Consider the following 13,489-nt stretch of genomic DNA (forward strand, 5'->3'; position numbering starts at 1 on the left):
GGATCGCCTCTTGTTCACGATGAGAGCTGAGTTATGTGTACCAAGAAGCACCGCTTGCTTTCTTCCCTTCAGCGGATACGGCTTTGACGACTGAAGTACATTAGACTTCCTGTGTGACTTCAGGATTAACACCTCGCCGACGAAAAGCCGCTTCTCATACTCGTCACTCCCGCCTGGACCCTACCTTACCTGCGGGAGTAACCCCCTGTGATACGGGTCTGTTAGGGCCATTGGAAGTCCGAGCAATTGCAGAAGCACTGGGGATTCGTCCAACGAAAGTGCTGGGACAAAATTTTGTTCACGATGCCGGGACCGTTCGCAGGATTGTTCGTGCTGCCGGGATTGAATCAGGTGACGAAGTCGTGGAAGTTGGACCCGGTTTAGGCTCTCTGACGCTTGCCCTACTTGAAGCTGGAGCTAGGGTACGTGCCGTGGAAATTGATCCGCCTTTAGCTCATGCCCTGCCAGAAACGATTCGGGCACGTATGCCTGAGGCTGCTGAACGTTTCCGTGTAGTCCTCGGTGATGCGATGAATGTGCGTTCCTGTGATGATCTTATTCCGTCCTCCCAGAAAATTATGCACACACCAGAGCAGAGCGATAAGTTTCTTCCTTCTGAACGTGCAGGAAGCATAAACGAAAACAACAGGTCTGACACTGAGGTAAAAAGGGAGGACGAATTGTGGCCGGCACCTACGAAACTGGTTGCTAATTTGCCCTATAACGTTGCCGTCCCAGTTATTTTATCCTTACTTGAACACTTACCTTCACTGAGGGATGTCCTTGTCATGGTTCAGGCAGAAGTGGCTGATCGTCTTGCAGCAGAACCAGGAAGTCGCACATATGGTGTTCCCTCAGTTAAAGCAGCATGGTACGGTCAAGCGCAACGTGTAGGCACAATTGGACGCAGTGTTTTCTGGCCGATCCCGAATGTGGATTCAGCGCTTGTACACCTGCAACGTAATGCTGAACCTCGTGGGGATCACGCTCTACGTTTAGCAACATTTGAAGTATGTGATGTGGCTTTTGGGCAACGCCGTAAAACTTTACGTGCAGCTTTACGCAGGTGGTCAGGAGGAACTGAGCAAGCCACCGAGTTAATTGAAAGCGCAGGAATTGACCCATCGGTGCGCGGGGAAACACTGAGCATCGACGATTTTGTGACCCTAGGTGTGTGCCTGCTAGATATGCGTGAAAAAGGCATTATTCCGCCTCGTCAATCAACTGAAAACATGCAGGAACACAGGGGAGAGCACGATGCGTGAAGTTATTGCATCAGCTCCCAGTAAAGTCAATGTTTGCCTGTATGTTGGGGCGCCTGAACCCGATGGATATCACCCTCTTGTCACAGTATTTGAAGCCCTTAATCTGAGGGAAAAAGTAACTGTGCGAACAAGTCGCACTCCAGGTATCCACGTGAGGACAACAGCGTATTTTCCTGATGGAAGTATTGACCACCCAACTACGCGCATATTCACTGAAATGGATCCGCGTACACATCTTGCCTGGCGTGCAGCAAAACTTATGCAAAAACTTGCAATGGCGACACCATGGGCACAAACCGCAGCCGGAGTGAGTATTCAAGTAGACAAATATGTTCCCGTTGCCGGTGGAATGGCAGGCGGTTCTGCAGATGCCGCAGCCACCCTCATTGCCTGTCAAAAATTATGGGACCTGCCCTTGCAAGAAAAGCAACTTCACGCAATCGCCCGCAGCCTTGGCGCTGATGTTCCAGCTTGTCTCGTAGGCGGACTGTCTTTAGGAACAGGACGTGGCGATCATATGCACGTCCTGAGTAATCAGGTCCCTGCCCGACACTGGGTTTTAGCGCTTTCTGATCGCGGCTTATCTACACCGGAAGTTTTCCGAGAATTAGACGCAGGCGGAGGACCTTTAGGAAAATGGCAGCCTTTACCTACAAAAGACCCTGAACACTACATGTTTTTTGCTGATGAAAGCGAAAAAATAGCCCCACATATTCATAATGACCTATCAGAAGCAGCATGTAGACTACGCCCAGAACTGACAGAAACAATGCGCAGTGCGCGACAAGCGGGAGCGCTTGCGGCTTTCCTTTCTGGCTCAGGCCCCACAATCGCAGCTTTAGCTCGCGATGAAAAACATGCTTTACAGATTGCTCGCACATGGGAACAAAGCCCATATGTGCAGCGGACTATTTGCGCGCATGGTCCAGCTCAAGGGGCGCGACTGGAATCGTTGTGACCCGCGCATTGTCAGAAAAACGCAAAAATACATTGAACATGTGGGTGTGCATGTATGCGCACGACCACGGATATCAGTAAGGAAAATACGTAACGATGGCACACCTTCTGGGAACGCAAGATGTGGGAGCTTTTGTTGGCTCTCGACATCTGCTATCAGCAGTGAATGTGAGTGTAGAGGACGGAAGTCGTGTCGGTATTCTCGGACCAAATGGTGCAGGTAAATCCACTCTTTTACGTATGATTGCCGGCCAGATCACTCCCGATGCTGGACTGATAACAAAACGTGAAGGTGTGCGTATTGCACTTTTGGACCAATCTGATGTTCTTGACCCATGCGCAACAGTGATACAGGCGATTCATGCTGGATCTGAAGATTATCAATGGGCTTCAGATCCACGCATACGTGACATTCACGCGGGTTTATTAACGGGAATTGATATTAACGCGCCGATCAATTCCTTATCCGGAGGACAAAAACGCCGTGTGGCTTTAGCTCGTGTTTTAGCAGCTGAAGCTGATGTGGTGTGTCTTGATGAACCAACAAACCATTTAGATGTGGAAGGGGTTGCTTGGCTTGCTCGCCACATGAATGATCGTTTTTCGCAGGCAGGTTCTTCAGGCGCTTTACTTGTTGTCACACATGATCGCTGGTTCCTTGACGCGGTGTGTGAGCACATTTGGGAAGTAGTTCCCGGCATTGACCCAGGGGGAAGTCGCCCACAAATCCCTGGTCATGTCGAAATATACGATGGCTCTTATGCGGCGTACACGCTTGCGCGTGCAGAACGCGCACGTCAGGCAGATGTGGCGGCTCATAAGCGCTCGCAGCTATTAAAGAAAGAACTTGCATGGCTGCGTAGGGGCGCTCCTGCTCGCACATCGAAACCGAAGTTTCATATTGCGGCGGCGGAAGCCTTGATCGCGGATGTTCCTCCACCGCGTGACAATGTGGAACTTGTGCGTATGGCTACCAGTCGTTTAGGTAAAGATGTGGTTGATCTGGAGGGGGTCAGTGTTGTTTTCCCCGCATCTGACGGTCAGGACAAGCATATTCTTTCGGATGTCACGTGGCGTTTAGCTGCGGGGGAACGTGTCGGTATTGTGGGAGTCAATGGTGCAGGAAAAACCACTGTGTTGAATGTGCTGCGCCGTAAAATTGCGCCTTCGGCGGGGAGAGTACGTTTAGGGAAAACGGTGCGCATGGCTACATTGTCTCAAGATACGCGCGAGTTAGATGATGTAGCTGATCTGAGGGTTGTTGAAGCTGTTGCTCAAGTGGCGCAGGTGGTGATGGTGGGCGGTAAGGAAGTGACTGCTGCTCAGATGACGGAACGTATGGGTTTTACGCGTGAACGTGCGTGGACTCGTGTGGCAGAGATTTCTGGTGGGGAACGTCGTCGTTTGCAATTGATGCGCCTGTTAATGTCGGAACCGAATGTTTTGTTGTTGGATGAGCCGACGAATGATTTGGATACCGATACTTTAGCTGCAATGGAAGATCTGTTGGATACTTTTTCTGGGACTCTTGTGGTGGTCAGTCATGACAGGTACCTGTTGGAGCGAGTGACAGATCATCAGGTTGCTTTAGTGGGGGACGGGCAGATTCGAGCATTGCCGCGAGGTGTGGAGCAATACCTTGAAATGAGGGCGGAAGCTGCTGAGCTTTCTCGTGCAGTTGAACAGTCGCGTAGCACTGAAGGGCCGGTGCCAGATTCGGCTGCAAGGCGTGCAGCGAAAAAAGAGGCTGACCGTTTAGAGCGGCGTTTAGAGCGTATGCGATCCCAAGCAGAGGAATGTGAGGCGCGTGTTGCTGATTTATCGCAGCAGGTAGTGGGAGATGTGAGTGTTTTGCCGGAGCTGACGCAGGCTTCTGCGCAATTACATGCTGTGAGAGAGGAAATTGAGGAGCTTGAATATGCGTGGTTGGAAGCTGCTCAACTGTTGGAGTAAGGAAAACCTTATTCGAGGACAGCGAATTTCGTTATGTTATGTTGCGTAATTTCCTGAATTACGCAACACGGAATTAGGTCAAGTCGATTCCACTGAAGTCATCAAAAAAACTTTCATATTAAATGCGGCTTGACCTGCATAAATGCAAAAAATAGTGACAGAATCTTTTGTGTCATGTTCACTAGAAAATGACAAAACAAGCACTGGTAATGACGAATTACGTCATACATTAACGAAAGAGATCGTCATGACAACAACACGTCCTCGTATCCTTGATTGCTCCGTTGAAAGCTGCTCCTACAACAAAACAAAATCCTGTGGAGCTGCAGCTGTAACTATCGGTTACGCACAGACATGCACCACATTCATTCCACTCACAATTAAAGGCGGACTAAAAGACGCCTCCACATTCGTGGGCGCATGTCAAAAAGCTGACTGCACACACAACTCCGGTTTAGAATGCACAGCCGAAGCTATTCGCGTTGGTGCTCACACCGCTGACTGCTTATCCTACGAAGCTCGCTAAAAATCGAATACATACAGCACATACTCGCAGCGCGAGAATCATCATCGTCGACGATTCTCGCGCTGCGAGTTTTATAAGCCAAAACATGACACCGTATTTATACGACACCTATTTATTTTGCTGAACCGAAATTTTACTTCCCATCATTCAAAAGGAAGTAAAAGCGGGCGAAGCAGATTACCTAAAAGCTCTAACTCTGACTCACTCAGCGGGGACAAAATACGCTGTTCACACGCAAGTAATGTCATAAGTGCCCCATCGACACAATCCCTACCCTTATCTGTCAAAGTAACGGTAATACTTCGACGATCATTACTTTCACGAGAACGCTCAACAAGTCCTTTTGCTTCTAAACGATCAATACGATTGGTCATAGTTCCCGAAGAAACAAGAAGCTCTGTCATAAGCCGCCCAGGAGTGAGGGCAAAAGGGGCACCAGATCTACGTAAAGACGCGAGGACATCAAACTCCCACGGTTCAAGGTCATGGTCAGCAAATGCTGTACGGCGTTCAAGATCAAGATGGCGAGCTAAACGTGAAATACGTGAAAGTACGAGCATAGGGGAAGTGTCTAAATCGGGACGTTGGCGTGACCACGAATCGACAATTTTATCTACTTCATCTGAAAAGGCGGAAATAGGGCCGTTAGATGTCATGTCCTCATGATACTGGCGATCAAGATATCTGGAAAGAGTGGGAAAACTCAGAAAAAATGACGATTACAAAAAGGTCACGACTATGCATTTTATGTGGAGATACAGGTAGTATCGAAAGAAGTGTCGGATAAAACCGCATCAACTCTGGGAAATTAGACTCTAGGAAGGTATTTCCGTGAAGAAGCCGATGAAGATAACCGCTGTTGCAGCATGTGCAGCAACCTCGCTCCTCCTGGCAGCATGTGGTGCCGCTCCTGATAGTACGATGAGCTCAAAAGCAGCGCAATCAGCTGGTTCCGCCTCAGGTAACGGCAACATTAAGGCCTGTATGGTATCGGACTCAGGCGGCTTTGAAGACAAGTCTTTCAATGAATCCGGCAAGAACGGTCTTGAAAAAGCAAAAGCTGAACTCGGAGTAGATGTTGCCTACTCTGAATCACAATCCGTTGAAGATTTCGCCTCAAATATTTCCGCTCAAATTCAACAGAACTGCAACCTCATTATTGGCGTGGGCTTCCTCATGGCAAAAGCTATGGATGAGGCCGCGCAAGCCCACCCAGAAGTTAAATTCGCCCTCGTAGACTCGACTTTCGAAAACGCAAAAGAAAACGCAAAAGCCCTCGTATTCAACACCGCGGAAGCTGCTTACCTTGCCGGATATGCTGCCGCTGGTATGACAGGAACAGGTAAAGTCGGTACATACCTCGGTATGAATATTCCGACCACAGCTATTTTTGCTGATGGTTTTGCTGACGGCATTGCAAAATACAACGAGGACCACGGAACCAAAGTGGAACTGCTCGGTTGGGATAAAGAAAAGCAAGAGGGAGTCGCAGTCGGTAACTTCGAAGACGCACCTAAAGGTAAGCAATTCACCATGCAGCTCATTGAACAGGGCGCAGACATTATTCTCCCTGTCGCAGGTCCTGTAGGTAACGGCACTTTGGCTGCTGCTAAGGAAAATGGCAATGTATCCGTTGTCTGGGTTGATGCTGACGGCTACCTCACCAATGCTGACTTCGGCAGTTTCATCATGACATCTGTGATGAAAGAAATTGGTGCAGCTGTCTTTGACACGGTGAAGTCCTTACGTGACGGTAAATGGGATGGGTCCGCCTATGTAGGCACCATTGCAAATGGCGGTGTCGGTATCGCTCCATTCCACGATTTTGATGCGAAAATTCCTGCAGAACTTAAATCTGAAATTGACAAACTCAAGACTCAGATCGCTGAAGGAAAACTCAAAGTTGAATCCAAGAACACTCCTCAGTGATCGCAGATTCTTTGTCTAGGCGGAAGGCACAGGGAAAACCCTGCGCCTTCCACTGTTTTTCACAACAAATCACAATAAGTCTGTAAGATAGAGCGACACGGTACCACTACTTCAAAACTACGGCATAAAGCTATATGAAGGTACGTGACTTTCTGTCGGACACTGATGCGATATAGGAGCCTTTGTGAAACTTGAATTAGAAGGAATCACTAAGGTATTTGGTCCACTCGTAGCCAACGACCACATTGACCTCGTGGTTGAACCCGGGCAGATTCATGCCTTACTCGGCGAAAACGGTGCAGGCAAATCCACCCTCATGAATGTCCTTTACGGTCTGTATCAGCCCGATGACGGACGTATTCTCATAGACGGTGTTCCACAGAAATTTCACGGTCCAGGCGACGCAGTAGCAGCCGGTATCGGCATGGTTCACCAACATTTCATGCTCGTCCCCGTGTTTACTGTGACTGAATCAGTTGCCCTAGGATACGAACCCACCAAAGGAGGAATACTCGATACTGCAGCAGCCCGTCAAAAAGTCATCGAACTTTCTGAACGTTTTGGATTCGACATAGATCCTGATGCGCTGATCGAAGACCTCCCTGTTGGTGCGCAACAGCGTGTTGAAATCATCAAAGCGCTTTCACGTGACGCGCAAGTCCTGATCCTTGATGAACCTACAGCTGTACTTACCCCGCAAGAAACAGATGAACTCATCGCTATTATGCGGGAACTAAAAGAAGCCGGAACATCCATAGTCCTCATCACTCATAAACTTCGTGAAGTCCGAGCCGTCGCAGATCACATCACAGTTATTCGTCGAGGTAAAGTCGTAGGCGAAGCAAAACCTACCGCCTCAGAAAATGAATTAGCGACCCTCATGGTTGGCCGACCGGTGGACCTTGGTGTATCGAAAACAGAATCGCATGCCGGCGATATAGCCTTGTCGTATCGTGAACTGACAGTACTTAACGAATCAGGCATTCCAGTTTTAGATAACATCAACCTTGATGTGCGGCAAGGTGAAATTCTGTGTATTGCGGGCGTTCAAGGAAACGGCCAGACAGAACTTTGTGAAGTCACCCTTGGCTCACGACAACCCGATGCAGGAACCGTTGAAATTGATGGCCGCGATGTCACCGTGCTCGACATTAAACGCAGACTCGCCGCAGGACTTGGCTATGTTCCTGAAGACCGCAGTCAAGATGGAATGATTTCTTCTTTCACTATCGCTGAAAATATGATTCTCGACCAGCACAAAAATCAGCCTTTTTCACACGGAATATCACTTGACCTCAAAGCAATTGACACACATGCGCAGGCATTACGCGATGAATTCGATGTGCGCGTAACATCCGTCCACGATCCCATCTCTACTTTGTCGGGCGGCAATCAACAAAAAGCCATTCTTGCACGCGAACTTTCACGTCCCCTGCGTGTCCTCGTCCTTTCGCAACCTACACGAGGCCTGGATGTAGGGTCGATTGAATTCGTTCATTCCCGTATCGTCGCAGAGCGTGACAAAGGGACAGCCCTCCTCGTTGTCTCAACAGAACTTGATGAGGTCATGGCTCTAGCTGACAGGATTGCTGTGATGTACCGAGGACGTCTTGTCGGTATTGTCAACGCAGATACCCCCGCTGAAGTTTTAGGACTCATGATGGCTGGCATTCCTGAAAATGAAGCACGCGCCCAAGCTGCCCATACGAGTACTGCTTCCGAGGAGGACAAATGAGCACACAAGCCCCACCAGCGGTATCCGCACCTTCAGAAAAACAGGCACGATCATGGGCATCGACTTTCATTAAACGATGTATAAGCCCATCAACCACAACAGTCACAATGGCTGTGATTGTCGCTTTATTCCTCGGCGCGCTCATCGTTGTTTTCTTTGATGAGAAAGTCCAACACACAGTCAGCTATTTTTTTGCCCGCCCGAGTGATTTCTTTTCAGCTTTCGCTAATGCCTGTGGAGGATTCTTCCTTTCCCTTATCCGTGGAGCCATTTTTGACTGGACACAACCCACAATTGAAGGCGCTTTCAGGCCTCTAACAGAAACAATGACCCGTTCAGTTCCGCTCATCATCGCAGGTCTAGCTATCGCGGTGTCATTTACCGCAGGCCTGTTCAATATTGGTGTGCAAGGGCAACTTATGATGGGCGCAGTTTTGGGAGGTTTCGTAGGTTTTTCCTGGGATCTTCCGCCGGTTCTGCACCTGATCGTTGCGATGATTGGTGCTGTTCTTGGCGGCGGACTGTGGGGTCTGGTTCCTGGGATTTTACGCGCGAAACTTCACGCCAATGAAGTCATTGTGACCATCATGATGAACTCGATTGCCGTGTACCTTATGCAGTACTTGTTAGCTCAGAAAGTTTTCTACGGTGAAGGCGGATACCCGTCCTTATCGCAGCGGGTACACCCCACCGCCACATATCCACTGATCTTAGGTTCCTCTTTCCGTTTACATTTTGGTTTTATTGTCGCTATTGCAGCCGCTATTTTTGTCTGGTGGCTTTTGAAACGCTCAACATTTGGTTTTGAACTACGTGCCGCTGGCGCTAATCCTGAAGCTGCCCGCACCGCTGGAATGAATGTGTCACGAATTTTAATGATGACACTCATCCTGTCAGGTGCCCTTGCAGGTCTTGCAGCCACAGGACCGATTCTGGGGACAGAAAAAGCTATCAGTGGGTCAGTAGCAGGGTCTTATGGTTTTGATGCGATTACTGTTGCTCTGCTAGGTAAATCCAGCCCATTAGGTGTCGTTCTTGCAGGCCTTCTTTTTGGCGGTCTTGCAGCCGGTGGCGCAGTGATGCAAGCCTCCTCAGCGCAGATTCCTGTGGACATTGTTCAAATCACTCAAGCAATCATCGTGTTGCTGATCGCTGCTTCGGAAGCGATTCGTCTGCGACGAGAAAAGAAAGCAGCCGATCGTGTTTCATCAGCGCAGGCTTCTCAGCGCACATCAGCAACGAAAGGGGCCCAAGCATGAGTAGCAGCATCGTCCCTGCAATTACGCAAGCAGAAAACGGGAAAGTCCTTAAACCCGTTCAGTGGCGTGATCCTATCGTGAGTGCCATCATGACTGCCCTGAGCATACTGATGACATGCATGTCCTCAGGAAACTCACGTGTGTCTTTTATTGGTGCAACCTCGTGGTTTACCCTAGGTGAAGTAACTATTCCTGCACTTTTCACAGGAATAATTTTGAGCTCCTGCTCGCTGATTGTTACCGCTGTCATCTGGATACGTGCTCGCCAACGCCGTGAAAGTAACGGATGGCTGGTCACAATTGTCGGTGCCTCTTTCGTCCTCGTATTCCTGATATGGACAGTCGCCGGCAAAGAATCATCAGTCCTGCCAGTGGTTTCCTTACTTTCTGGTGGCCTCCTTTTTGCGACCCCCCTGGTATATGGGGCATTGACAGGTATTATCTGTGAACGCACGGGCGTTATTAATATCGCGATTGAAGGCCAACTGCTGTTGGGTGCTTTCTTTGCTGTCGTGGCCGCTTCGCTTGGTGGTAATCCTTTATATGGCCTTATTGCGGCACCAATCGCAGGTATGTTGGTTTCTGTTCTTCTGGCTTTATTTACCATTAAATTCCGTGCAGACCACATTGTTGTCGGTGTCGTATTGAATATGCTTGTTGTGGGATTGACCAGCTTCATGTTTTCAACGCAGTTGAAAAATGCGCCAGAATTAAACCAAGCATTACCATTGCCGACTATGCCCATTCCCGTGCTGAAAGATATTCCAATCATTGGGCCGGTTTTATTCAACCAAACACTGCTGGTCTACCTGATGTACGTAGCGGTTATCGCGGTTCAAATCGCCCTCTTTTCTTCACGTTGGGGATTACGTACCCGAGCTTGTGGTGAGCATCCGAAAGCTGCTGACACGGTCGGTATCCGTGTCAATGCCTTGCGTTGGAAAAACGTCATTATGGCGGGGGCTATCGCAGGTCTTGGCGGAGCTGTTTTCACTGTCGGTGAAGGTCTTGCTTTCTCAAAGAATATTGCGGCTGGAAACGGTTTCATTGCTTTAGCTGCAATGATTCTTGGTCGTTGGAATCCGAAAGGCGCTTTCGCAGCAGCATTGCTTTTTGGTTTTGCAACAAACTTGGGTGCAATTATGCAGGCCGTTAACGCGCCAATCCCCGCAGAATTCTTACTCATGATCCCCTATGTCGTCACAATCTTCGCCGTCGCAGGATTTGTTGGTGCAGTCCGTGCCCCCGCTGCAGAAGGAGTGCCTTACCCGTGAGACAGCGTGACCCTATCAGTGAACAAACATGGCAGAAACTTCATGAAGTGGCCTGCGAAGCCGCCTTATGCGCCTATGCTCCGTACTCACATTTTCGCGTAGGAGCAGCAGCACTCACAGACGACGGACGCATCATTTCAGGGTGCAATGTCGAAAACGCGGGCTATGGCGTGACTTTATGCGCTGAATGTGGTCTGATTTCTGATCTTATACGAGGTGGAGGCGGACAACTCCTAGCCTTTGTCTGCGTTGACGGACACGGAAATCCGTGCGCTCCATGTGGACGCTGCCGTCAGCTTCTATTTGAACATGCAGCACCAAACATGCTTTTACTGATGCCACAGGGATACATGACAATCAATGAAGTTCTCCCCGGAGGTTTTGGCCCCTCAGATCTTCAATACGCACATACTCGCCGCGAGAGAGAAAACTCATGACAACGGAACTTTTTGACGCTGTTGACATTATCGCTGCTAAAAGAGATCGTTTCCGATTAAGCGACGACCAGATTGACTGGGTTATTGACGCTTACACGCGCGGCGTGGTCGCTGATGAACAGATGGCCGCCTTAGCTATGGCTATTTTCCTCAACGGTATGGATCGGTCTGAAATAGCACGGTGGACACACGCCATGATCCGTAGCGGCGAACGGATGGATTTTTCTGCCTTGCCGCGAGTAACCGTTGATAAACATTCCACCGGAGGGGTTGGCGATAAAATCACGCTACCCTTAGCCCCACTGGTTGCAGTATTTAACGTGGCTGTCCCTCAGCTTTCTGGCCGAGGCCTTGGACACACAGGTGGCACACTAGACAAAATGGAAGCAATCCCAGGCTGGCGCGCACTGCTCAGCAATGAGGAAATCATGAATATCCTCGGCACTGGTCCCGGAGCTGTTATTTGTGCTGCAGGGAAAGGGCTTGCTCCAGCTGATCGGAAACTGTACGCCTTACGTGATACCACATCTACGGTGAACTGTGTGCCTCTGATCGCTTCATCGATCATGTCAAAGAAAATAGCGGAAGGTACCGGTGCGCTTGTCCTTGACGTGAAGGTGGGGGCGGGGGCCTTTATGAAAGATCGTGAACAAGCGACGCAGCTTGCGCGCACAATGGTTGAGTTGGGGCATGACGCTGCTGTGAACACCGTTGCCTTTTTGACCGCGATGGATGTGCCTTTAGGTCGCACGGTCGGTAATGCACTGGAAGTTCGTGAAGCATGTGAGGTCCTTGCAGGTGGCGGTCCAGCAGATGTCGTTGAATTGACACTCACATTGGCTAAAGAAATGCTGACCCTAGCCGGCCTGCCGAATGCTGATCCTGAAGCTGCTTTGAAAGACGGACGTGCAATGGATAAATGGCGCGATATGATTCGCGCTCAAGGCGGTGACCCTGATGCCCCGCTGCCGGTAGCACCTTACACAGAAGAAATATGCGCAGAAAGCAGTGGCTATCTGACATCAATGGATGCCCTTGCTCTTGGTGTTGCTTCATGGCGTTTAGGGGCAGGCCGCGCCCGTAAAGAAGATCCCGTACAAAGTGAAGCAGGCATTGAAATCCTTGCGAAACCAGGTGAAGCTGTACACAAAGGGCAACCGCTTCTGCGTTTACATACGGCAACTCCGCAACGTTTTGAACGAGCCTGCCAAGCGCTCGCCGGAGCAATAAGCATTGGTCCTGAAGCTACAGGGGAACAAGGAAGTGTCATTATTGACCGTATTACTGCTTCGTAAAGTCTGTGCTAGGTAGTACTCGGCCTACGAAAGCGTAAAGAACACAAAGGAAAATACAGAAAATACACGCATATGCGTATAGGGGAGAAAATGCTACGTCACGAAATCGCTGCAATGATTGACCATACTTTATTAGCACCTGAAGCAAAAAGTACGGATGTTGAAGCCCTTGTCACAGAAGCCATCGAACTTGGCACATACTCTGTATGCGTCTCACCAAGTATGTTGCCGATCCGTGTTCCTGAAGGACTGAAAGTTGCGTGTGTATGCGGTTTCCCTTCAGGGGCGCATAGCTCTGCTGTGAAAGCTGCTGAAGCTGCTGAAGCTGCCGCTCATGGCGTCGACGAAGTTGATATGGTCATTAATCTTGCATTCGCTAAAGAAGGACGCTGGGACGCAGTTGAATCAGATATTCGTGCGGTTCGTGAAGCGGCACCGCATGTCGTTTTGAAAGTCATTATTGAATCAGCAGCTTTAACAGATGATGAGATTGTGGCTGCATGTCAGGCTTCGCAAGCGGCAGGAGCAGATTTTGTGAAAACTTCCACCGGCTTCCATAAAGCGGGGGGCGCATCCACTCATGCTGTGGCCCTGATGCGAGCCACAGTAGGACAAGAAATGGGAGTAAAAGCTTCCGGTGGTATCCGTGATGTTGAAACAGCTCAAGCCATGATTGAAGCAGGTGCGAATCGATTAGGTCTTTCTGCCTCTCGACAAATCTTGGAGGCTTTAGCCGAGTAAGTGAACACCCACAACTAGGGTGAGCGCCTAAAACTGTTGGGTGGTGAATGTAAAAACTCACCGCCCAATACTCTTTTATGACTTCACGTAAAAACCGTGCTTTTTATGTTACGCACGG

The 13,489-nt window shown here is 49.5% G+C and carries 12 protein-coding genes; 11 read left to right on the forward strand and 1 reads right to left on the reverse strand.

From position 1 onward, the window contains the following. The first annotated feature begins 113 nt into the window (after positions 1–113). From LRP57_RS01235 to LRP57_RS01250, 4 genes are all read left to right on the forward strand, one after another. On the forward strand, positions 114–1,265 hold the full coding sequence (locus tag LRP57_RS01235; protein WP_231204269.1) for a ribosomal RNA small subunit methyltransferase A: 1,152 nt from the start codon (positions 114–116) through the stop codon (positions 1,263–1,265). Beyond that, on the forward strand, positions 1,258–2,223 hold the full coding sequence (locus tag LRP57_RS01240) for a 4-(cytidine 5'-diphospho)-2-C-methyl-D-erythritol kinase (RefSeq protein ID WP_231204271.1): 966 nt from the start codon (positions 1,258–1,260) through the stop codon (positions 2,221–2,223). The genes LRP57_RS01235 and LRP57_RS01240 overlap by 8 nt, the downstream gene beginning before the upstream one ends. A gap of 95 nt (positions 2,224–2,318) precedes the next feature. After that, positions 2,319–4,175, forward strand: a complete 1,857-nt coding sequence (locus LRP57_RS01245; RefSeq protein ID WP_231204273.1) for an ABC-F family ATP-binding cassette domain-containing protein — start codon at positions 2,319–2,321, stop codon at positions 4,173–4,175. A 247-nt stretch (positions 4,176–4,422) separates the two neighbouring features. Then, positions 4,423–4,701 carry a DUF1540 domain-containing protein gene (locus tag LRP57_RS01250; RefSeq protein WP_231204591.1) on the forward strand — a complete coding sequence of 93 codons (279 nt, stop codon included), beginning with the start codon at positions 4,423–4,425 and terminating at the stop codon, positions 4,699–4,701. Positions 4,702–4,844: 143 nt separating this feature from the next. Here LRP57_RS01250 and LRP57_RS01255 read toward each other — a convergent pair whose 3' ends face one another. After that, the gene (locus tag LRP57_RS01255; RefSeq protein WP_231204275.1) at positions 4,845–5,357 is read right to left on the reverse strand and encodes a MarR family winged helix-turn-helix transcriptional regulator; all 513 of its coding nucleotides are present in this window, start codon (positions 5,355–5,357) and stop codon (positions 4,845–4,847) included. A 175-nt stretch (positions 5,358–5,532) separates the two neighbouring features. Here LRP57_RS01255 and LRP57_RS01260 point away from each other — a divergent pair, with 175 nt between their 5' ends. From LRP57_RS01260 to deoC, 7 genes are all read left to right on the forward strand, one after another. Further along, positions 5,533–6,630: a BMP family lipoprotein gene (locus LRP57_RS01260; protein WP_442984587.1), complete on the forward strand. Its 1,098-nt coding sequence runs from the start codon at positions 5,533–5,535 to the stop codon at positions 6,628–6,630. Positions 6,631–6,814: 184 nt separating this feature from the next. Continuing rightward, positions 6,815–8,365, forward strand: a complete 1,551-nt coding sequence (locus LRP57_RS01265) for an ABC transporter ATP-binding protein (protein ID WP_231204277.1) — start codon at positions 6,815–6,817, stop codon at positions 8,363–8,365. After that, positions 8,362–9,624, forward strand: a complete 1,263-nt coding sequence (locus tag LRP57_RS01270) for an ABC transporter permease (protein ID WP_231204279.1) — start codon at positions 8,362–8,364, stop codon at positions 9,622–9,624. The genes LRP57_RS01265 and LRP57_RS01270 overlap by 4 nt, the downstream gene beginning before the upstream one ends. Further along, on the forward strand, positions 9,621–10,898 hold the full coding sequence (locus tag LRP57_RS01275; protein ID WP_231204280.1) for an ABC transporter permease: 1,278 nt from the start codon (positions 9,621–9,623) through the stop codon (positions 10,896–10,898). Before LRP57_RS01270 ends, LRP57_RS01275 begins: the two co-directional genes overlap by 4 nt. Continuing rightward, positions 10,895–11,335 carry a cytidine deaminase gene (locus tag LRP57_RS01280; RefSeq protein WP_231204282.1) on the forward strand — a complete coding sequence of 147 codons (441 nt, stop codon included), beginning with the start codon at positions 10,895–10,897 and terminating at the stop codon, positions 11,333–11,335. The genes LRP57_RS01275 and LRP57_RS01280 overlap by 4 nt, the downstream gene beginning before the upstream one ends. Further along, complete coding sequence (locus tag LRP57_RS01285; protein ID WP_231204284.1) at positions 11,332–12,630, forward strand: thymidine phosphorylase; 1,299 nt, start codon at positions 11,332–11,334, stop codon at positions 12,628–12,630. Before LRP57_RS01280 ends, LRP57_RS01285 begins: the two co-directional genes overlap by 4 nt. A gap of 72 nt (positions 12,631–12,702) precedes the next feature. Continuing rightward, positions 12,703–13,371: a deoxyribose-phosphate aldolase gene (deoC, locus tag LRP57_RS01290; protein WP_442984698.1), complete on the forward strand. Its 669-nt coding sequence runs from the start codon at positions 12,703–12,705 to the stop codon at positions 13,369–13,371. Positions 13,372–13,489 lie beyond the last annotated feature (118 nt).

This window comes from Schaalia sp. lx-260, assembly GCF_021083645.1.
GTDB lineage: Bacteria > Actinomycetota > Actinomycetes > Actinomycetales > Actinomycetaceae > Pauljensenia.